The sequence below is a fragment of the Coriobacteriaceae bacterium genome, from assembly GCA_025992855.1.
In the GTDB taxonomy this organism is placed as follows: Bacteria; Actinomycetota; Coriobacteriia; order Coriobacteriales; family Coriobacteriaceae; genus Collinsella.
In genome coordinates this window covers 1330891-1352660 of the sequence record DAJPGB010000001.1, presented here as the reverse complement: position 1 = coordinate 1352660, position 21770 = coordinate 1330891, and the positions used below count along the sequence as shown (strand labels likewise).

General features: G+C 61.2%; 18 protein-coding genes, 2 tRNA genes and 1 pseudogene. 3 read left to right on the top strand and 18 right to left on the bottom strand.

Going from position 1 to position 21770, the window contains the following annotated elements:
• Window positions 1–23 precede the first annotated feature (23 nt).
• Both fdhF and OIL88_05695 read right to left on the bottom strand, forming a co-directional pair.
• Window positions 24–2245, bottom strand: a pseudogene (gene fdhF / locus OIL88_05700) (formate dehydrogenase subunit alpha).
• Window positions 2246–2320: 75 nt separating this feature from the next.
• Window positions 2321–2839: a 4Fe-4S dicluster domain-containing protein gene (locus OIL88_05695; protein HJI71859.1), complete on the bottom strand. Its 519-nt coding sequence runs from the start codon at window positions 2837–2839 to the stop codon at window positions 2321–2323.
• 427 nt (window positions 2840–3266) lie between these two features.
• On the opposite strand from OIL88_05695, the gene OIL88_05690 reads away from it, so the two are divergent.
• Window positions 3267–3590, top strand: coding sequence for a type II toxin-antitoxin system RelB/DinJ family antitoxin (locus tag OIL88_05690; protein HJI71858.1), 324 nt, complete (start codon window positions 3267–3269; stop codon window positions 3588–3590).
• Window positions 3583–4059, top strand: coding sequence for a hypothetical protein (locus tag OIL88_05685; GenBank protein ID HJI71857.1), 477 nt, complete (start codon window positions 3583–3585; stop codon window positions 4057–4059). Before OIL88_05690 ends, OIL88_05685 begins: the two co-directional genes overlap by 8 nt.
• A 574-nt stretch (window positions 4060–4633) precedes the next feature.
• Here OIL88_05685 and OIL88_05680 read toward each other — a convergent pair.
• From OIL88_05680 to OIL88_05605, 16 genes are all read right to left on the bottom strand, one after another.
• Window positions 4634–4707: transfer RNA gene (locus OIL88_05680), tRNA-Gly, on the bottom strand.
• A gap of 6 nt (window positions 4708–4713) precedes the next feature.
• Window positions 4714–4790 (bottom strand) — tRNA-Pro (locus OIL88_05675).
• Between the two features lie 91 nt (window positions 4791–4881).
• The gene (gene brnQ / locus OIL88_05670) at window positions 4882–6240 is read right to left on the bottom strand and encodes a branched-chain amino acid transport system II carrier protein (GenBank protein ID HJI71856.1); all 1359 of its coding nucleotides are present in this window, start codon (window positions 6238–6240) and stop codon (window positions 4882–4884) included.
• Between the two features lie 68 nt (window positions 6241–6308).
• Entirely contained in the window at window positions 6309–7448 is a 1140-nt protein-coding gene (locus tag OIL88_05665; GenBank protein ID HJI71855.1) for an aminotransferase class V-fold PLP-dependent enzyme, read from the bottom strand.
• The gene (locus OIL88_05660; GenBank protein ID HJI71854.1) at window positions 7445–7696 is read right to left on the bottom strand and encodes a DUF3343 domain-containing protein; all 252 of its coding nucleotides are present in this window, start codon (window positions 7694–7696) and stop codon (window positions 7445–7447) included. The genes OIL88_05665 and OIL88_05660 overlap by 4 nt, the downstream gene beginning before the upstream one ends.
• Before the next feature lie 19 nt (window positions 7697–7715).
• Entirely contained in the window at window positions 7716–8342 is a 627-nt protein-coding gene (yedF, locus tag OIL88_05655) for a sulfurtransferase-like selenium metabolism protein YedF (GenBank protein ID HJI71853.1), read from the bottom strand.
• A gap of 57 nt (window positions 8343–8399) precedes the next feature.
• The gene (gene selD / locus OIL88_05650; protein HJI71852.1) at window positions 8400–9449 is read right to left on the bottom strand and encodes a selenide, water dikinase SelD; all 1050 of its coding nucleotides are present in this window, start codon (window positions 9447–9449) and stop codon (window positions 8400–8402) included.
• Window positions 9442–10659: a glycosyltransferase family 4 protein gene (locus OIL88_05645; GenBank protein HJI71851.1), complete on the bottom strand. Its 1218-nt coding sequence runs from the start codon at window positions 10657–10659 to the stop codon at window positions 9442–9444. The genes selD and OIL88_05645 overlap by 8 nt, the downstream gene beginning before the upstream one ends.
• A 14-nt stretch (window positions 10660–10673) precedes the next feature.
• The gene (locus tag OIL88_05640; GenBank protein ID HJI71850.1) at window positions 10674–11438 is read right to left on the bottom strand and encodes an acyl-CoA dehydratase activase; all 765 of its coding nucleotides are present in this window, start codon (window positions 11436–11438) and stop codon (window positions 10674–10676) included.
• Window positions 11439–11592: 154 nt separating this feature from the next.
• Entirely contained in the window at window positions 11593–12756 is a 1164-nt protein-coding gene (locus OIL88_05635) for a double-cubane-cluster-containing anaerobic reductase (protein ID HJI71849.1), read from the bottom strand.
• Window positions 12757–12910: 154 nt separating this feature from the next.
• Window positions 12911–14194 (bottom strand): double-cubane-cluster-containing anaerobic reductase, encoded by a 1284-nt coding sequence (locus tag OIL88_05630; protein HJI71848.1) that lies wholly within the window; start codon window positions 14192–14194, stop codon window positions 12911–12913.
• 444 nt (window positions 14195–14638) lie between these two features.
• Entirely contained in the window at window positions 14639–15709 is a 1071-nt protein-coding gene (locus OIL88_05625) for an ATP-binding cassette domain-containing protein (GenBank protein HJI71847.1), read from the bottom strand.
• Between the two features lie 3 nt (window positions 15710–15712).
• A complete protein-coding gene (gene modB, locus OIL88_05620; GenBank protein HJI71846.1) occupies window positions 15713–17155 on the bottom strand; it encodes a molybdate ABC transporter permease subunit in 1443 nt (480 codons plus the stop codon).
• Between the two features lie 68 nt (window positions 17156–17223).
• Window positions 17224–18099, bottom strand: a complete 876-nt coding sequence (gene modA, locus OIL88_05615; GenBank protein HJI71845.1) for a molybdate ABC transporter substrate-binding protein — start codon at window positions 18097–18099, stop codon at window positions 17224–17226.
• 203 nt (window positions 18100–18302) lie between these two features.
• A complete protein-coding gene (locus OIL88_05610; GenBank protein ID HJI71844.1) occupies window positions 18303–18782 on the bottom strand; it encodes a MogA/MoaB family molybdenum cofactor biosynthesis protein in 480 nt (159 codons plus the stop codon).
• Between the two features lie 10 nt (window positions 18783–18792).
• Window positions 18793–20055 carry a molybdopterin molybdotransferase MoeA gene (locus OIL88_05605; GenBank protein ID HJI71843.1) on the bottom strand — a complete coding sequence of 421 codons (1263 nt, stop codon included), beginning with the start codon at window positions 20053–20055 and terminating at the stop codon, window positions 18793–18795.
• A 210-nt stretch (window positions 20056–20265) separates the two neighbouring features.
• Between OIL88_05605 and OIL88_05600 the strand changes: the two genes are divergently transcribed.
• Window positions 20266–21687: a chloride channel protein gene (locus OIL88_05600; GenBank protein ID HJI71842.1), complete on the top strand. Its 1422-nt coding sequence runs from the start codon at window positions 20266–20268 to the stop codon at window positions 21685–21687.
• Window positions 21688–21770 lie beyond the last annotated feature (83 nt).

Sequence of the window (21770 nt, the reverse complement as noted above, 5' to 3'; positions counted from 1 at the left end):
CCAAAAAGCCAACGAGAACGGGACTACACGATTTGGTTCACGTGCGTCTCGTCGTCGAACTTGGCGGCGCCAGGCTCAACGTCCTGGGGGGCAGCGGCGTCCACCAGAGCCTGCTTGAGCTCGGTGTACTGACGCTCTACCTCGCCCTCTGCCCAAACCTGGTCGGCAATGGCGTCGACCTGGCAGGCGGAGAACTTGTCCTCGGGCGTATGCGAGACCGGGTCGACCTTGTGAATGGTCAGCTCGTTGCACTTGCCGATCCACCACTGGTAGGTCATGTAGACCGTGCCCTTATTGATGCGATCGCTCACGTCGGCGCGGCTGTATACCTGGCCGCGGCGGCTGTGAATCGAGACGATGTCGCCGTTCTTGATGCCGCGCGCCTGGGCGTCCGCGGGATTCATGCGGACAAAGCCGGGCTCGTCGGCGAGCAGCGCCAGCGTCTTGCAGTTGCCGGTCATCGAGCGGCAGCTGTAGTGACCGACCTCGCGGACGGTGCACAGAATGAGCGGGTACTCATCGTCGGGAAGCTCGGAGGGCGCCTCCCAGTCGTGCGCCATCAGGTTGGCGCGGCCGTCCTTGGTGGTGAACTTGCCACCAGCGAACATGTCGGGCGTACCGTGGTCGTTCACATCGGTGCTCTTGACCGGCCACTGGGCGTAACCGCCCTCGGGAGCCATCTTCTCGTAGGTCGCGCCCACAAAGTTGGGGCACAGGCTAATGCACTCGTTCCAGATCTGCTCGGTGTTGTCGTAGTGCATGGGATAGCCCATACGCGTGGACAGGTCCGCGAAGATCTCCCAGTCGTGGCGGCACTCGCCCTTGGGCGGAACAGCCGCGTCAAAGTGCTGGAAGCTACGGTCGGATGCGGTAAAGACACCCTCGTGCTCGCCCCAAGAGGTAGCGGGCAGGATGACGTCGGCGAGCATGGTCGTCTGCGTCATAAAGATGTCCTGGCAAATGAACAGATCCAGCTCGGAGAGCGTCTTGCGCATACCGGCCGAATCGGGCTCGGTCTGCACCGGGTCCTCGCCGTAGTTGTAGAAGCAGTGCACCTTGCCCTCGTCGACCAGGTGGCCCAGGTCGGTGAGCTTGTAGCCCTCCTCGAGCGGGAGCTTTTCCTCGGGCACGCCCCAAGCCTTTGCAAACTTGGCGCGCACGGCGGGGTCGGTGACTTTCTGGTAGCCAGGGTACAGGTTAGGCAGCATGCCCATATCGCAGGAGCCCTGGACGTTGTTCTGACCACGCACGGGCGCGAGGCCGGAATTGGGTTTGCCGATCTGGCCGGCAACGCAGGCGATGGAGGCGATGGTGTGCACCGTCTTCAGGTTCTGCTTCTGCTGGCATACGCCCATGCCCCAGCCAATGATGGCGGAGGGCTTCGCCGTGGCGTACATCTCGGCAGCTTGGTGGATCAACGCGGGCTCGACACCCGTGATGTCCTGTACGGATTCGGGAGTGTAGTTCTTGATGGTCTCCCACCACTCGTCAAAGCCGTTCGTGTGCTCGGCGACGAATTCCTTGTCGTAGAGGCCATCGTTGACCAAGCAGTTGGCAAAGGCGTTGAGGAACGCGACGTTGCAACCGTTCTTGATCGGAAGGTAGAGATCGGCGATACGCGCGGTTTCGATATGGCGCGGGTCGGCGACGATGATCTTGCAACCCTTTTCTTTGGCTCGCACGATACGCCTTGCGACGATGGGGTGCGAATCGGCAGGGTTATAGCCGAAGAGGAAAATGCAGCCCGCATCCTCCATACCGGGGATGGAGCATGACATGCAACCTGAACCAACCGTGTCCATCAGACCGAGGACAGTAGGGCCGTGTCAAGTACGGGCGCAGTTGTCTACGCTGTGGGTGCCGATGCACGCACGCGTAAACTTCTGCATGACGTAGTTCGCCTCATTGCGCCGCCTCGCGAAGAGCCGGTGGTCATGACAGCGTTAGGACCATATTCGTCAATTATGGCCTGCATCTTAGATGCGGTGAAATCCAGTGCCTCGTCCCAGCTTACGCGCTCAAGATCCGCGCCCTTGGTGCGGCGGATCATCGGGTGCAGTACGCGAGGAGTCAAGATCTTGGTGTCGTTGATGAAGTCATAGCCGCTCATGCCCTTAAGGCACAGCTCGCTCTGGTTGGTGATGCCGTTGAGCGGCTCGGTGCCCACGACCTGGCCGTTTTGGACCAGGAGGTTAAACTGGCAACCGGCGCCGCAGTACGGGCAGATCACTTTATGCTTCTCCATGACACCCTCCTTCCTTTTTCTGCTACCGATTACTCGGTACTTATTTGACAATCATTGGGCCTGTCGCCCCAACGCTTACGCCTCGTTTTCGATGGTGGCGCGGGCACGCTCGGCAGTCAGTTCTGCCAGGCGCTCCTCGTCTACCAGGGTGAGGCCCTTGGTCGGGCACGCCTCGGCACACGCCGGACCGCCGGGACGGTCCACGCACAGGTCGCACTTGAGCACGAAGCTCTTGGTCTGCGAACCCACGCGAACGTCGCCCATCAAGACCGGAACCTGCGTGGTCGCCACGCTCACGGCGCCAAAGGGGCATGCCATGACGCAGCTCTTGCAGCCGATGCAGTTGTCCTCGTTGACGCCGATACGATGGTTCTTTGGATCAAAGAACAAGGCGCCCGTAGGACAGGCCTTCGCGCACGGGGCATCCTCGCAGTGATGGCAAGCCACCGGTGCGGAGATCTCGTACGTACGCGTCACGCGCAGGCGCGGCGCGGCGATGTTGCCGGGGATGTCGTGCGCCTCGATGCACGCCGCCATACAGGTTTGGCACCCAATGCAGCGTGAGGAATCGGCTACGACTCGTTTATTGCCCATGTTGTTCACTCCCTCCTGAATCCCATGCCGGAGAGACCCTGTCGACGTTGCCCCGGACCGCCCGTGGTCCGGCATCGGCGTATCGAGTGCATGCGGCGAAACAGGCACTTCGATAGAATTCCTCCAACGATATACAGGTTAAATATACGCAGTTGCAGGTGGCAAACTTGAGCATAGGCCCTGCAATACGGGTGTATTGCAGGGGTTTTGGCAGGTTGGAATTATTCTCTAGAAGCTATAAAGGTAAGTGTATTACATGCGTACGCCTCAGAGATTTTTATGCGCTCTCATTTTGGATGTACTACGCTTGTATTCGTGTTTATGGTTATCAACTTGAGTGAAATAAAGTAATCGTTATAAGATGCTCAAGTATCGGCACATGCCGCATTTGACCGACTATATTGCACGCTCATTAAGGGGGCCAGTGATGTCATCGACTCAAAAAAGAGCCATCCTGCAGGTGCGCATTCGCGAGGAAGACAAGCAGCATGCCGAGCATCTCTACGATGCCATGGGCACATCGCTCGCCGAGGCTGTCCGCTTATTTGTCGCGCAAAGCATTTTGATGCGCAAGCTCCCCTTTCAGCCGGTCGCCGTGCGCTCAGAGAACGGCACCGCCGCCTATGGATCGCTCAAAGCATATGGTGACCCCAATCGCCGCTCCGAAGAGCGCAATGCCTGGATTGAGTACCTTGCCACAGAAAGCGACGATTCGATTTTGGGTCCCGAGGAAGTAGATATCCATGAGTAGCACCATCATCGACGAGACCGTCATCCTGCGCTACCTGCTTGACGACGACGAGGTTCTGTCACCGCGCGCCGCCAAGGTCATCGCCACGCGCACCGCTCGCGTCTACCCCGAAATCATCACGCGCGTCGTGGTCACACTGCGCGACGTCTATAAGGTTCCCCGCGTTGAGATTACTGCGGCCATGAAGAGGTTGCTCGATGACGTCATGGTCGACGAGCCCACCGTTGTCGCCCTTGCCGTCAAACTCTTTGGCAAGACCCATATGGACTTTACCGACTGCCTCCTCGCAGCCCGAACCGCCATCTACAACGATGATGTCGTGAGCTTTGGCAAGCCCATCATCCAAGGCATGATCGACTACCGCCGCCAGCGCCAAACCGCCGCCGACGCCCGCGACCGCGCCGCCGAAGCCCGCAGCCGAAGCACCGACTCCACCATCGACAAGCTCCGCCACCAATCCCGCCACTAACCGACAGGCAACGGCATCGCCCGCCACTCAGCCCCATCCCCTCTTAAGTTGCGGTGAAATAGTTCCTGGATTTAGGCTTATTCGAGCTTTTCAGAAATTAATTCACCGCAACTTCCAGGTTGGCCATCCGAAACCGGCAGCTTTGGACCGCGAATGCCACCGTTCGCCACGAAATGGACCCATCTACTACGTTTAACCGATTGCCCTCGACCATACCAAAATCAGAATAATCAAAACCGCTGGTAGACGGCTTGCTGATTTTCCGAAAATGCTGCTATGGTCGACCCCTGCGGGCCAAACGTAGTAAATGGGCCGTTTTCGTGGCTCAGCACCAGACCAGTCATTTTGGGGCAGGGCTTTTTTTGCCACATTTGCCAGCCGATCGCTAGAGCAGTCAAAAACCCGCTCCAAATTAGCTACCCCGGACTTCAATGGGTTCGCAAAAGCCAAAAGACAGTCCGTATTTAACCGCAACTTAGGTGGGCGCGGAGCGGGTTCGATTCCCGTCGCCCGGCGCGTAAACAAAAACAGCTCTGATCCCCAAAGGAAACCAAAGCCGTTAAAACAATTCTTATGGAGCGGGCGACGGGAATCGAACCCGCGTCATCAGCTTGGAAGGCTGGGGTTCTACCATTGAACTACGCCCGCAAGATATGGTCGGGACGACAGGATTTGAACCTGCGACATCCTGCTCCCAAAGCAGGCGCGCTACCAAACTGCGCCACGTCCCGAAGGTGTTGAGCAGCTAAGGTCTAAACCTTGCGTGTCCCAAAGCGAAGGAAATTATAGGGGAGACTCCCCGCCTGTGCAAGCATTGATGCCTTAGCTCCTCGAATGTGCGACAAAACGACTATGGAGCAGACCGATCACAAACGCCACCACGGCAACCGGCGCCCACGCGGCTCCAATGTCCGCCAGCGGCAGCGCATCGAACGGCAGCCACGCACCCGCAAAGAACGCGTCTCGAACCGAGGTAATCACGCTCTGCACCGCGACAACGCCGCCGACCCAAACCCACACCTGCGGATGCGCGTCGCAAAAACCGTGCACCAGGCCCATAAGCACCAGCACGATGGCAACGGGATACAAGGCGTTGAGCATGGGCACCGAGAACATAAGGATCACGTCGAGGCCCACGTTGGAGAGTACGCACGAAAACGCCGCGAACACAAAGGCGAGAATCGCGAAGGGGCGGCGCATGGCCTCCTCGGAGGCCTCCACTCCCCCTTCAACCACGTACGTCTCGCAGAAGTAACGCGAGCAGCAGCTAATAAGACCGATGCACACGTTCATGCAGGCAAGGAAAAAGATCGCAAAGACCACGACCGTGCCGGCAAGGCCAAAGTGCATGGAGGCCGAACGGGCGAGGATGGCGGCGCCGTTGGTAGCGTCGGGCATCACGGTGCCGAGCTGCGTGCCGGCAAGCGCCAGGCCGCAGTAGATGATGGCCATGAGTACGCCGGCAATCACACCGGAGCGCGAAATCTCAAAGGCCACGCGCTTGTCATCGGTAACACCCAACTCGTGGATGGTCTCGGCGATGATGATGCCGAAGGCGAGCGACGCGAGCAGGTCCATGGTCTGATAGCCAGTCAGAAAGCCCTGCACGGCGGCGCCTGCATCGTAAGGAGCCAGAGGCGCGGCAGCCGGTCCCAGCGGCGAGATCACGGCAGCACCCACGACCAGCACAATGAGCGCAATGAGCGCGGGGCCCGTAATGCGGCCGAGCACGCGTGTGATGACACCCGGGCGCAGCGTGAGCGCAAACGCGACGACAAAGAAGCCAACGGCAAACACCAGGCGAGCCGTACCGAGCGAGACGCCCTCGGGCAGCAGCGGCACCAGCATCTCGAAGGCCGTGGAGCTCGTGCGCGGAATAGCCAGGCACGGGCCGATGGCCAGATACACCGCCGCGACAAAGAACTCACCGAACTTGGGGTGCACGCGGCCGGCAAGCTCACGCGCCGTTCCGGCGAGCGCCACGGCGATAAAGCCCATAACAGGCAGGCCGATGGCAGCAATCAAAAAGCCAATCATGGCAAGTGGCGTGGCGGTACCGGCCTGAAGTGCCAGCAACGGCGGAATGATGAGGTTACCGGCGCCAAAGAGCATCGAGAACAGCGCAATGCCGACGGTAACGACATGGTCGGAGCGCAGGCCGCGCGGGGCGGATGAGGCCATGGGCACACCTTTCGGGTCGAAACAAAAACGGGACGGGCAAAAACACCCGTCCCGCAAGTATATACGCTCTAGCAGGCTAAATCGCGCAAAGCGTCAATCGCGGTGTCGACTTCCTCGGCCGTATTGAAATAGCCAAACGAGAATCGGACGACACCCTGGCGCTCGGTTCCCAGCGCGCGGTGCATGAGCGGAGCGCAATGGGCGCCGGGGCGCGTCGCAATCCCCCACCCTTGCATGAGCGCGTCCGAGATCTCGGCCGAATCGATATCGCCCACGTTGAGTGAGACGATCGCCGAGCGCACGGGCTGATCAAACGCACCGTAGAGCGCAATGCCGGGGATTTCGCGCACACCGGCAAGGAAGCGATCAGCGAGCGCACGCTCGTGGGCAGCAATCGCCTCGACCCCACCCTGGGCGTCGATAAAGTCGAGGCCGGCAGAAAGTCCCGCGATGCCGTGACCGTTGAGCGTGCCCGCCTCAAGGCGCGTGGGCCACTCAAGCGGCTGCAGTGCATCGAAGCTGTGCACACCCGTGCCGCCCATGGCCCACGGAGCCACGTCAATGCCCTCCGCCACGGCCAGCCCGCCGGTCCCTTGCGGACCCATGAGCCCCTTGTGGCCGGTAAAGCACACGACGTCGAGCCCCATGGCCTGCATATCGATATGCGCCGTGCCGGCAGACTGAGAGGCATCGACGATCAACAGCGCGCCGGCCGCATGCGCGATGGCCACCACGCGCGCAATGTCGACCGCGTTACCGGTCACATTGGAGGCGTGCGTCACCACCACGGCGCGCGTACCGGACGTGACCAGCCGCTCGAGCTCGTCGTAGTCGAGCACGCCGCTCGCATCGCAACCCGCATGCTCAACCGTCACACCCTGCTCCGTCGCCAAGCGATTGAGCGGACGCAGCACGGAATTGTGCTCAAGCACCGTCGTGACCACGCGGTCGCCGGGGCGCACCACCCCGTTGATGGCGGTGTTGAGCGCCGCCGTGGAGTTGGGCGTAAAACACACATGGTCCGCCCTCGGGCAACCAAAAAGGCGCGCAAGCTTGGCGCGGCAAGCGTGAATCGTACGAGCGGCATCGAGGGCACCCGACGTGGCACCGCGCCCGGCATTGCCGAGCGAGCACATCGCCTGCGTCACCGCATCGATGACCGTCTGCGGCTTGTGCATGGTCGTCGCCGCGTTATCCAGGTAGATCATCGCACGACCTCCCACATATCGATCACGGTAAAGCCCTCGGTGGGAACGCCTGCCGCGGCAAGCTCGCCGCGTAGCAGTTCCTCATCTGCAGGCAGGGCTTTCCACGCCAGACCGCAGCCAGCGGCGACCTCCCCGGGCACGGGAATCGTTCGCCCGGGAAGGCCGCGCTCGACGCACAGGGACTCGCAGCCCATGGCGGCCGCCGTGGTGGGAAACGTGATGACAAGCGCCGGGCGCTTCTCCCTCATGGCAACTCCAACCAATACGCTACGGGCGCACGACGCGCACGGCCTGCTCCATCTTCTCCACGATCACGTACATGTTGGTGACCTCGCCCACCGCAAGCTGGTCTTTAATGCCATAGTGGTCCAGGCAGGTGCCGCAGGTAAGGATCTCGACGCCCTGCTCGGCCAGACCCTTCAGGTCGTCGAGCACCGGTGAGCCCTCGACGGTGAGCTTGGCGCCGCCGTTATAGAACAGCATGGTCGAGGGCAGCTCCTCCTGCTGTGTCACGGCAAAGATGAAGGCCTTCATGAGCTTGTGGCCCAGCTCGTCGTCGCCGCGGCCCATGCAGTCGGTGTAGACGGAGATGACGAGCTTGCCCTTGCCGGCGCTGGCATCACAGAAGGCAGTGCCATCCTGCTCGGGATCGGCCACGGCAACGGCGCCAGAGGTCGCCACGGTCACGTGCCACTCGGCGTCAGAAACCTTCTCGACCGAGGCCGTGCAGCCCTTCTCCTGCGCCATCTTGGAGATGTTCTTGACGGCGGTCTCGTTATCGACCGAGGTCACGACGGTGCCCTCGCCATCGAGCTGCTTCAGAGCTTTGAGCGTCTTGACGACGGGCAGCGGGCAGGCATCGCCCATGGCATTGACTTCAATCTTGGTAGACATATTTTTTCCTTTCGAATAAATCGTTTTAGAACTGTACATAGCTCAATAAACGTGTCGTTAACGGACAACGTGGACGGCAGGACCGTCCGGCACCGGCTCGCACACGCGGCCGATTGTGGCGGCAACACGCCCCTCGGCATGCAGACGGCACGCAAGCTCATCCACATCGGCAGCAGGCGCCGCGATAAGCAGGCCACCAGACGTCTGTGGATCGTACAGCGCGTCGAGCATACCTGGCTCCAGGTCCTCGTCGGCAGCCACGCGCGGGCCAAAGAAGTCCTGGTTGCGATAGGAGCCCGCGGGGATAATGCCCAGACGCGCCATGTCGAGCACCTGATCAAAGAGTGGCACCGCTCCCGAGGCAAGCTCAACCTGCACGCCCGAGCCCTCGGCCATCTCGCACGCATGCCCGATCAGACCAAAGCCCGTAATGTCGGTGCAGCCGTGAAGCTCAAGTCCCTCGGCCAGACGAATCGGCGCCTCGTTGAGGATGCACATCGAGTCAAACATGGCTGCGGCCTCGTCTTGCTCGATGAGCTCGCCCTTAATGGCCGTGGTGATGATGCCCGAGCCGATCGCCTTGGTCAGCAGCAGAACATCGCCCACGCGTGCGCCGCTGTTGGCGAGCATGCGGTCGAGCGCGACAAAACCACTCACGGACAGGCCGTACTTGGGCTCGTCATCGTTGATGGTATGGCCGCCCGCGATGGAGCAACCCGCCTCGACGCACTTGTCGGCGCCGCCCGCCAGAATCTGGCCGGCGACCTCGATGCCCAGGCAGCTCGGGATGCACAGCAAGTTCATGGCATGGCTCGGCCGCCCGCCCATGGCGTAGATGTCCGACAGCGAGTTGGCCGCGGCGATCTGGCCAAACAGGAACGGGTCGTCGACCATCGGCGGGAAGAAGTCGATGGACTGCACGAGACCAAGGTTCTCCCCTACGCGGAAGACGCTCGCATCGTCGGAGGTATCGAACCCCACGAGCAAGTTGTCGTTATGCACATTGGGTAAATCGCCCAGGACCTGGGCGAGGGCTCCGGGGGCCAACTTAGCGGCTCAACCGCTCGCGGCCGTCATAGACGTGAGCCTCATGGTGTCCTTAGCCATACGAACCCCCTTCCAACAAATCAACGACTTTAAGTATACGCGCCAGGCACGCTTTCCAAGAGACCGCCGACGGCTCGAACGTCGAAAGCGGCGCCGCAAGCGCCTGCGCGATAGCATCTGCCAGTGCGCGCTCAAACAACGGAAGGTCGGCCGCCACGGGCGTGTCGACATCCGTCATACGCGGCGACGCCACCCACGTCACGGGAGCACCGGGAAGCATCGCCTCCATCCAGGGACGAACGCCGGGCAAATCGGTCGCCACAACTTTGCAGCCGCACGCGAGGGCCTCGATCGTCACGAGCGGCAGACCCTCGTAAAACGAAGGCAGCACAAAGACGTCGGAACTGCGGTAGGCACGCACGAGCCCATCGCTATCCAGGCGCCCCGCCAGCGTCACCGGCACATCCGAGGCCGCGGTCAAGCGCTCGATACGCGCGTACTCGGCATCGTCCCCGCGGCCGCCCACAAGTACCAAGCCAGATGGGCGGACGCCATCGTCAATCGGCAATGACACGGCTCGAACCAGCGACTCGACGCCCTTTTTAAAGCAAATCTTGCCCACGTACACAAGCGATCCCGGCTGCCTCGCCACGCTCGCGTCGCGGCAGAAGACGCGATGGTCGTAGCCCGTCCCGATCACATGGATGCGATCGACATCGACGCCGCACACCAGGCCAATCTGCTCAGCCTGCTCAGCATGGAGCGCAAAGACGGCATCGAGCCGACGAACCGCACTTACGATGCGATCGCGCTCGAGCGCATGCGAACGCAGCTGGCGCAGGTCGGTCGAATGGCACACGGCAACAACCGGCACGCCCCGGACGCACTCGCGCGCCAATGCGGTCACCAGATACAGGTGATGACAGAGCACCAGATCGGGCCGAAACTCAGCCACCGCCCGATCGATAGCAGCAGCAAATACCCGCTCAAATGCCCTGAGCATCGAAGGCGTCAGGTCACGATAGCGTGTAGAGGAATAGGGCATGACATCGGACATACCGCAGATGGGAAACGGCAGCTCGGGCGACTCGAACGGTACGGCAAACACGGCAGCACGCCGATCCAGCTCGCCTTGGGTATCACCCGGTGCCGCGCCGCAAAGCACGGCGGCGCGATGCCCCGTCTCGATCTGCTCGCGCACAAGCGCGGCAAGGTAGGTGCCGCTGCCGGTGCTATCTGGTTTTTGGGCCGAGATGTTGAGGATGCGCATGTCGCGGTACACCCCTAGGCCAAGGCGGAGGCGCGGACAGCCGCGCCGATCGCTCCGGCAAAGCGAGCCTGGGGCGAGGTGGTCACCGGCGACCCCAGTAGCTCGCCCAACCGCTCCACCACGAAGGCGTTCTCGCACAGGCCGCCGGTCAGGTAGTACGGGGCGCCCGCGGCCTGCCCGGCCATGGTCGCCACGCGCGAGACCACGCTGTCGATCACGCCACGCGCAATGTTCTCGCGCGGCTCACCGCGACCAATCAGGCTGATAACCTCGCTTTCGGCAAACACCGTGCACATGCTGCTGATCTTGGTGGGTTCGCCGGAACGTGCCAGGTCGGCCATCTGCTGCTGGGAAATGCCTAGGCGGTCGGCCATGATCTCCAGAAAGCGCCCCGTGCCGGCGGCACACTTGTCGTTCATGGCGAACTTGGCCACGCGGCCGCCCTTGAGTTGGATGACCTTGGTATCCTGGCCGCCCACGTCGATCACCGTGCCCTGCTCGCCAAACAGGCGGACCGCGCCGGCACCATGGCAGGTGATCTCGGTCACGACCTTGTGCGCATAGGGCACGGCAACACGGCCGTAGCCAGTCGCGACCACGCGCACGTCATCGGCCGCCACGTCATAACCAGCCGCAGCAAGCTCTGCGCGCAGGCGCTCGGCCGCATCGACCGAGGAGAACCCGGTTGGCTGCACACACGTCCACGCCACCGAACCCTCTCCATCGACCACAGCAGCCTTTGCCGCCGTAGACCCGATATCGATCCCGATCCCCATCATGGCTCTCTCCCAATCTAAACATCAAAGACAGTGGCGCGTTCAGGCGCCTTAGCTCTAGGTTTCTCAGGTGCCGGAGATTGCCCCGAAAGAGGAGCGCAGCGTACTTTGGTACGCAAGCGACGGTTTGAGGGACAAGATCCGGTGCCTGAGGAAGCTAGAGCGTCTCGATAAAGGCGGCGATTCGGGTCTCGATCTGGCCCATGTCACCGTTGCTGTAGTCGGTCTCAATCTTCATATACGGAATACCCGCGCCCTCGACAGCCTCCTGCATGCGCGCACTCTCCACGTTAAAGGTGTGGCAGGCCTGTAGCACGCTCTCTACCACGCCATCGACATGATACTTCTCGCACATGGCCAGCGTGTTTTCCATACGACCATCGTTGGGCGTCATGACCGAGCAGTTGATGTCCAGGTAGCGGTCGGCGATGGCACGCAGGATGTCGGGAGCCTCCGGATCGATCATCATGGCCGCCGTGCGCTCGCCCGAGCAATCGTCCATGCACACGACCACGCCGCCATTGGACTCGATGGTACGACCGATCTTGTTGATCACGCCGCCCACCGGGCAACCAGTGATCAGAATGCGCTTGGCATCCGCTGCAACCGGGCGCTCGCCTGCGTCGTAGGCCTCGCGCAGCTTGGCGACCTTTTGCTCCAGCTGCTGCGTATAGGCCTCGATATCAAAGCTGAACGTACCGGCAAACATGGTGCTCATCAGGTCGACGCCGCTCATGGCCGCCGGCTGGTTGGCTTGCAGTGCAAACATCTCGAGCTGGGCCGCACGCAAGCGGTTGCGACGACGGACGGCAGCGCGCAGGTCATCGTCGGTAATCGTGATGCCGTAGAAGCCCTCGAGCTCCTCCTTGAGCAGGCGGCACTCCTCGTACCAGCCTTCACGCTCGTAGGCACGATCGCGACCCTGCGGAAGATGCAGAATGTGCGTGCGCTTGAGCTCGTTGAGCAGTTCGTACATCTTCTTCTTGCCGTCGCAGGTGGTCTCGCCGATGATCATGTCGCTAAAGTACGTAAACGGGCACTTTTGCGAATAGGCAAAACCATACGTAGACTTGATGAGCGGGCACAGGTTTGCCGGCAGCACCTTCTCGGCCTCGGGAATCACCTCGTCGGACGTACCACACAGAGCCACGCTCGAGGCGCCCGCGGCATCGATAATCTCGAGCGGCGTATAGCTGCACAAAAAGCCGACCAGGCGATTACCCGCCTGCTTATAATCCTTGACGCGAATAAACGCCGCCTTGCGTTGCTCGTTGAACTCCTCAAACGTGGACGGCAACGGCTGCTCAATATTATCCGACATATAACTCCTTAACAAACCTTTTAACCAACCAAGGAAACGGCTTTCCCAGGTGCCCGAGGTTGCCGTGAAAGAGGAGCGTCGCGTACTTTGGTACGCAAGCGACGGTTTGAACGGCAAGATCGGGTGCCTGGGGAAGCCGCCGGGACGAATAGTCCTAAATGGTTTCCAAGAAAGCCTCAATCCTGGTTTGCAGTTGGCCTGCATCCTCGCCGGCGTAGTCGGTCGTGATGTGCATAAACGGAATGCCGGCCTCCTCGGCAGCCTTCTCCACGGCAAACGACTCCATCTCGTAGAGCGTGCAGAACTGCAGGGCCACGTCGACGATGCCGTCGGCATGCAAGTCCTTGGCCATCTGGACAATGTCCTTCATACGCTGATCGTTGGGCGTAAAGACGGCGCAGTTAATCTTAAAGTAGCGCTCGGCGATGGCGTCGAGCATCTCGTCGACCGTCTCACCGGACTCGTCGACCAGGTCCTTGTAGTAGCGCGAGCCCGTGCAGGACTCCTCGCCTACCACAACGCCGCCGGCCTTCTCGATGAGGTTGAACAGCTTCCAGTTGGGCACGGCCATGGGCGTGCCGGTGTACAGGATGCGCTTGGTCCCCTTGGGCGCCACGCCCTCGCCGGCCTCAACGCGCTGCTCGCACTCGGCGGCCATCTCGTTGATGGCTCCGGTCAGACGCGGCGTATCGTCCATAAAGGCGGCCTGAACGGTCAGCAGGCTGTCGAGACCGCTGATGGGCGCCGGATCGGCAGCGCGCGTGGCAGCCAGACGCTGCAGGGCGCGACGCTTCTCGTTGACGGCGTGGATGGCAGCCTTCAGGCGCTCGGGCGTAATCTTGACGCCGCACTCTTCCTCGATCTTGGCGGCAAGCTTTTTAACCTCGGCCTTCCAGGTCACGAGCGTCGACTCGTCGTGCACGTTGGGGATATCCATGACGTACATGTTCTTTTGCGTGGCAAAGAACTCGTAGGCCTTCTTCTTGCCATCGCAGGTGTTCTCGCCCACCACCAGATCACTCGACTCAATGTAGGGGCAGACCTCGCCCAGCTTAAAGCCGGCAAAGCTCTTGATGAGCGGACAGGTGTTGCGCGGCAAGTGCTCCTCGACCTTGTCCGTTGCCCAGTCGGCACCCGAGCACAGGCCCACGGGGATGCCATCGCAGGCAAGCACGATCTCCTCGGGCACGTAGACGCAGAACGAACCGACGATCTTGGTGGCCTCGCCGGCCTCCTTCTTGTCGAGCATCTCCTTAATACGGCCGCTGTGGATGTTGGTGGCGACAAAATTCAGGTAGGACGTAGACTTGGGGCGATTGTTCTGCGTCAGGAACACATCGCCGTACATCTGGCCCACGGCGCCCAGCAGCATGTCGTGGTCGGCAAGATTCATGCCGAGGCTCTCCCACATCGGATGGAAATCGAATTCTTCAGCCATGACGGTTCCCCTCTCGAACCAAAAATGAATAGCTACGGTATTTCTGCACGGTGGGTGGCGAAAACCCAGCCGTGCTCAAACCCGGAATTTTGGGGAACCCGCTTTGCGGTCGATTATTTAGTTGTGCGTCGTCTCTCCCGGAGCCGTGAACATACCTGCTCATATGCGGCTCCGAGCCATATACAGGGCGCGCGCGGCAACGCGACGCGAATATGTCTTCTGCAGCATCGGCGCGCCCTCCTTTTCTCGTCGAAGGTAACTATATCAACGGTTGTCGTCAAGACGAACACCGTCGACACGCGTACGACAACGTTGGGATGTGAGCATCTCGCTGTCTGATAATTAATTATCAGACTGATAAGGTTTAGTCATGTAGAAATCGGCGAACGGCGAAGTGAAAACAAAGCGGTCGAGGACTACCTCCTCGACCGCATCGCACCCGCATTATCGGCAAACGAGATGAATCCTGCTTGCATCAAAATGCATGCGCAGAGTCTCACCCGCCTGCGGCAGCTCTTCCACGGGTACACTCACCTTATTCACCTTCCACTGCAGACGCGTGGGCGCATCAGCACGCGGCACGTCCAGCAGCACCAGCCGCTCAAAGCGCGAATCGCTCACACGGGCCACGTGCAAATCGTAGCTGTTGCGACCGCGCTCCGCGCGATTGTCAACATGGAAGTAGCTCGCACGAATACCGAGGTACGTCACGTTATCGGGAACCTCATGGCCCACGTTAAAGGTCATGCCCCAGTCGAGGGCCTCAACTTCTTCGTCGCCGATCTTTCGTGCCCGGCTTGTGTTCTTGCAGCCCGTCAGGCGCAGTGCCGCCAGCGTCTGCGGACGGCGGACCACGTCCTCGACGGAGCCGATCTCCTCAACATGCCCGTCGTGCATCACGCAGATACGCTGGCACAGGCGGCACGCTTCGTCGATGTCGTGGCTCACGTAGAGCACGGTGCGGTTGCACACGTCGAACAGGTCGAGCATGTTCTGCTCGAGCGCGCTCTTAAGATAGGAATCGAGTGCGCTCATGGGCTCGTCGAATATAAAAATGCCCGGATGCGCCGCCACCATACGGGCAAGCGCCACGCGTTGCTGCTGCCCGCCCGAGAGTCGCGCGGGGTAGCGGTCGGCAAAATCGGCCAGACCGAAAATGCCCAGGTAGCGCTCGGCAAGTTGCCTACGCGCGGCGGCGTCGCCCGCATCCTTAACACCGGCGCATACGTTATCGGCCACCGTCATGTTGGGAAACAGCTGATAGTTTTGGAACAGTAGGGCGCATTTTCGTTCCTGGGGCGACAGGTTGATGCCCGCCGCCGAGTCAAAAAAGGTCACGCCGTTGACGACGATCTTGCCCTCGTCGGGCGTCTCCACACCGGCGATGCAGCGCAGTGTGCAGCTCTTGCCGCAACCCGAGGCGCCCAGCAGCGCCACACGCTCCTCGCCGGCCTCAAGCTGCATGTCGAGGGTGAACCCCGGATAGCGCTTTTTGATATCCAGAACAAGCGACATGGCTTATCGACCTCCCTTTGCGACCGTGTCATCGCGCATGAGCTCGGCCAGCGCCTCGCGATCGATACGCAGCGCATCGCCGCCGACTGGGTCGAGTGAATCGGTCTGGCCGCCCAGCTGCTTGGCCTGCTTGCGCTCCGCGCGGGACAGGCCGCGCTCGCGATACTTTTGCGAATGCGCCGTGTACATATTGATGAACAGAATGACCAGGAAACTGAACGCGATCACGACGACGACCCAAAAGAGGGCCACCGACGTGTTGCCGCCCATCCACTCAAAGTAGATGGCGATGGGGATGGTCTGCGTAATGCCGGCGTAGTTGCCCGCAAAGAACAGGGTGCAGCCAAACTCGCCCATTGCACGCGCGAAGGCGAGCACCGTGCCGGCGGCAATAGAGGGCCAGCCGAGCGGCATCATAAGCCTGGTAAAGATGCGGCGCTCGGACCAGCCCAGGGTTCGCGCGGCGTCGAGCATCTGCGTGTCGAGGCTCTCGAAGGCTCCGAGCGCCGTGCGGTAGACCAGCGGAAACGACACAACGACGGCCGAAATGACCGCCGCGGGCCAGGTAAAGACGATCGAAACGCCGTGCGCGATAAGCCACCGACCGACCCCGGTCGAGCGGCCAAACAGCATAAGGAGTAGAAAGCCGCAGACCGTAGGCGGCAGCACCATAGGGATGGTAAAGACCGAGTCGAGCAGACCCTTGATGCGGCTCGAGGTACCCATAGTCTTCCACGCGGCGAACAGGCCCAGCGCAAAGGAGATCAGCAGGGCAAGGCCGCTCGTTTTTATGGACACCCAAAACGGGCGATAGTCGATGTCGCCCAAAAAGGAGGCCAGAAAGGTCAAGGGCCCCTGCTCATCCCGCAACGCGACAGACGATGCCTCTACCATTTGAGCGCTATCAAGCCAACGCGCGCCGCCCTTGGCATCACCCGAGGCTGATGCAATCACCACATAGCGGTCCCCATCCGCACCGCGCTCGTCAAAGCCATAGGTATACCCGCCGGCATCAAACGTTGTTTCCGCCGTGACATACCAAGGAAGATCCACGTCCCCTAGCTGCGCACCTCCCATGCAGTTTGCGCTGTCGAGCTCACAGACGAGGGCCTTGAGACCCGATACGCACTCGTTATCCTGCGGATCCAATCCATACTTCTCAACCGCCTTGGGCGATATCCACACCACAACGCGATCGGCAGCAGGCGCCACTACAAGGTCCACGTCCTCGTCAACGGGAAACCGGTAGCCCTCAGGCTGGCCCTCCATGGTACGGGCGGTACCCTTGGCCAACCGCTCAAAACCCTCGATCCCATAGGAAAGCCCATGAGCGGTCGCAGCAACCTGGGCCCCGTCCTCAGTGTCCCCAGCAAACGCAAATCCCGGAACCCAGCAAAGCGCGAAGGTCAAAGCACAGGCGACAAGCATGCGGAATCTATTAAGCACGAAAAGCTCCAAGCGAATACAAGGACGGAGTGAAACACAAAACGATGGAATTATCGCGCCAAGCCGCACTACTCGGAAAGTTCAAAGCCGTACTTAGCCCAAATCTTCTGAGCTTTCTTGTTGGTCAGACAGAAATCGATGAACGCCTTGGCCTCGTCGGCGTGCTCGGAGCTCTCGGCAACGGCACCCGGGTACACGATGGGCTTGTGCGAATCCTCGGGGCACACGAAGGCCTCCTCGATGCCATCGTAGCGGAAGATATCGGAGCTGTAGACAAAACCGGCTACGCAGTCGCCCGTAGAGACATAGGCGGCGGCGGTGCCGACCTTATCGGCCAGAGCGACCTTGTCGGCGATCTCGGGAGCATACTCGCCATCGTCGCCCTCGGTGCCGGTGTAGAGGCCCACGGAGGCCAGGGCCTGGTTGGCATACTTGCCGGCGGGAACGGTCTTGGCGTCGCCAATGGCGATCTTGCCGTCCAGATTCGCGACGTCGGCGATGGCCTCGACCTTGGTGTCGGAGCCCTCGGCGCCAATGATCACAAGGTCGTTGACGAACATGTCCTCACGCGTATCGGCGTCGACGAGCTCGGCGGTCTCGGCGTCGTCCATGGTGCCCTTGGAGGCCGTGATGAGCACGTCGACGGCTGCACCGGCGCGCATCTGCTCGACAAGGTCGCCAGACGCCTTAAACTGCGTGTCGGCAAAGGTAGTACCGGTCTGGTCGGTGTAGAGCTCTTGGACCTCGGGCAAAGCCTTCTCGAGCGAGTTGGCAGCAAAGACTTGCAGCTCGACAGCTTTCTCCTTAGAGGAAGACTTGGCGGAGCCGGCATCGGAACCAGCGGGCTCAGACGTCTTGCTGCCCGAGCAGCCGGCAAGACCAAGGCTGGCAGCGGCGACAGCAGAAAGCGAGACGAATCCGCGGCGAGAAACCATATCGAACATATTCAACCCTTTCGGACCTTGTGCCCGGGTACCCCACCGCGGGCTATAATCTGCAATCAGATTATACTTTCGCGCGAATAATGATAGTGAGAAATTATTCTCGTCAGAGAATATAGTTTCGAGTTACCGTGCACCTCGGCGTCGCTTCGGTGGAAAACAAAAGCGGAGCAGCCGTTCAGGTCGCCCCGCCGCAGGTAAACCGCTTAGTTGGTATGTCCGCCGCCCGCTGTCATCTGAGCCGCATGCTCCAGCTGGTCCGCTATGGCCTCCCAGCTTTCGCGAGCGGCCTTTGTAGAACCGGGAAAGTTTACGACAAGTGTATGACCTCGTTGCATGCAAATAGCGCGCGAGAGCATGGCGCGGCGCGTCTTGGTCATCGAGTACGCGCGAATCGCCTCTGCAATACCCGGCACATCGCGGTCACAGACGGCACGCGTCGCCTCGGGTGTCACGTCGCGCATCGAAAGACCCGTGCCGCCGCAGGTGAGCACGACATTGGCGTGGCACGCATCGGCAGCTTCCACGATGGCATCACCGATTTCGCTAACGTCGTCGCGCACGACCACATGTGAGGCGACCGTCCACCCCTGCGCCTCGATGAGCTCCTCGAGCGCGGCACCCGCCTCGTCCTGGGCAAGGCCGCGCGTATCCGAGCACGTCACGATCGAAATCTTCAACTCCATAGCGTTCCTCCTATAGCACCGTTCCCTCAGGCAGGTCGACACGCACGACATCCACGACGTCGCCCGCCGCAAGGTCGCACGGTCCTTCGTGAATACGCAACAGGCAGTTCGCACGCTGCATGGTTCCAAGCAGCGCCGAATTCTGCGTCTTGGCCTCGGTCACCAACAGCTCACCGGTCTCGGGGTCGCGCAAAACCGTCGCGCGATCGAAGAAGCGTCGGTCCTGTCGCTTTTTCACGCCGTGCGTGAGCGTCGCCTGCTGCACGGGACGCGCCCCCTCGGCAAAGCCGCGCATCTTGCGGATCGCCGGACGGGCGAGCATCTCAAAGCCCACATACGCCGCGGCCGGATTGCCTGAAAGCCCCAGGTAGGGCTTACCTCCGAGCAAGCCAAACGTGATGGCCTTGCCGGGACGCATCGAGATGCGGTCGAAGAGCACCTCACCCTCGCGCTGGACCAGAGCCGTCACATAGTCGTAGTCGCCCGCCGAGGCACCACCGCTCGTAATGACAAAATCACACTCCTGCACGGCACGATGCACCAGCTTGGCAATCGTCTGCTCATCATCGGGCGCAATGCCAAAGAACACCGGCTCGGCTCCCGCATCGAGTGCCTCGGCCATCAACGCGGACGAGTTGGAGTCGCGAATCTGCCCGCGCGCCGGCAGCTCACTCGGCGCGACCAGTTCCGTCCCCAGCGAGATAATGCCCACGCGCGGAGCGGCATGGACCTTCACGCTCGCGTATCCGGCACTTGCCAGCAGACCCGCGCCCGCCGGAGCCACGACCTCGCCGGCGTGCATCACGACATCGCCGGCATGGGCCTCCTCGGCGGCAGAGCGAACGTTCTCCCCCACCTTGGCGGGCATCGAGAAGCTCACGTGCGAACCCTCGTTGCCGTCACCGTCAAGCACCTCGACGATCTCGTACTTCACCACGGCATCGGCACCTTCGGGTACCGGCGCGCCCGTCATGATGCGGACCGTCTCGCCCGGGCCAAGAGCGCCCTCAAACACATGGCCCGCGGCCTCGTGCCCTACGACGGAGAGCGTCACCGGAGTGTCACCGGTGGCCGCAGCAAGATCGGCTGCGCGCACGGCATATCCGTCCATAGCGCTGTTGGCAAACGGTGAGATGTCGATATCGGCCACCGCATCCTCGGCCAAGGGAAGGCCGGCGGCCTGCCACACGGGAATCTCGACGAGATCGGTCGGAGCAACATGCGACAGAACAATCGACTGCGCGTCCTCCAGCGGAATGAGTTTCTCTGCCATATGCACCTCTTAATGCCACGGCGCACAACAGGGGCGCCGATTCTTTATGCTTGTCTCAGTATAATCCCCCGACGCGCGACCGCGACTTTGCCTGTACCAGTAAATACACCTGTCGGCCGCAAGCCGCGAAACAGAATGGAAACCAACCCACCGGCTCGTCGCGTTTGCCGCGTTTTATAATGCTTGCGTTGCAACCTAAAAGAGGAACGTATGGCTCATAACGACAAACCCGAAAGCGCAAACGAAACGCAGGATCATTCCCAGCCGCTCGACGATGGCGGCTTTTTCTCCCTGAACGACGTCATCACGGCAGGCAGGCATCAACTTACCCGCTCCGAGCATCTCTTGGCTGCCGACACGCGCCGCAACGCCCGCAACCTACTCGCGAGCGCCAAGTTGCTCGCGCTCGTCGTCATTGTCTCGCTCGCCATGGGCGTCGCCGCTTGGGCGTTTTTGGCCTCGCTGAATATCGCCACCGACTATCGCGAGCACCATGTGTGGGTCTACGCCTTGCTTCCCGTTGTGGGCGTTGCCACCGCATGGGTGTACAAAAACCACGGTCTTGCCGCCAAACGCGGTAACAACCTGGTCATCGACTCCGCTCTGGGCACACGCCTCATCCATATGCGCATGGCCGTCCTCACCTTCGTCTGCTCCACGCTCACGCACCTAACGGGTGGATCGGCCGGTCGCGAGGGAGCCGCGGTTCAGATTGGCGGCACCATCGCCAGCAACATCTCGAGCCTCGCCCACCTTAAAAAGCATGACCACCACGACCTCATGCTCGCCGGCATCTCGTCGGCCTTTGGCGCCGTATTCGGTTCGCCCCTTGCCGGAGCTTTCTTTGGCATGGAGATGTGCTTTATCGGCAAGATCGACTACACCGCGGGCATCTACTGCCTGGTCGCCTCGTTTACCGGCTACTTTACATCACTCGCCCTAGGTACCGAGTACGAGGCGAATGTTATCGCCAGCGTTCCCAACATGACACCACGGACGGTTGTCATCGTTGTTATCAGTGCCATTATCTTCGGTCTGACGGCACGCCTCTTTGCCTGGTCAGTTCGAACCGTCAAGAGCCTGTACGGTCGCTTTATCACCAATTACCTCGTTCGCGCACTCATAGGCGCACTCGTGGTTTTGGCCGCCTATGCCCTCCTCGACGCCTGGGACTACGCCGGCCTTTCCACGTGGCTTTCCGGCGCCGGATTTGCCGGCAACACCACCCTGGCGGACGCAGTCATCAAGTTGGTCGTCACAGCGCTTACCCTGGGTGCGGGCTTCCAAGGCGGCGAGGTCACGCCCCTGTTTGGCATCGGTGCGGCGCTCGGCGGCTGGATCGGTTGCCTTACCGGGCTCGACCCCAGTTTTCTGGCGGCTCTCGGCATGCTCGGCGTGTTCTGCGCCGGCCTCAACGTACCCATCACCACCTGCATGATGGCCATCGACCTGTTCCACGGCACAGCCGCCGGGTTCTTTGTCATCGTGGCCTTTATCAGCTACCTAACCGGCGGACACCGCGGCGTGTACCCCGCCCAGCGCATCATCTCACCCAAGCGCCGTTCGCTTATTGTGGATGAGGGCGGTACGGTAGCGGATGCTATCGAGCGCCACAACGACCTGATAGAGTAGATGTAATAATCGCCGTGCAGCCACAATCGGGGGCAATTCGACCTGAGCGCGACCGCACTGCCATGTCACACGCCGGGAGTCGC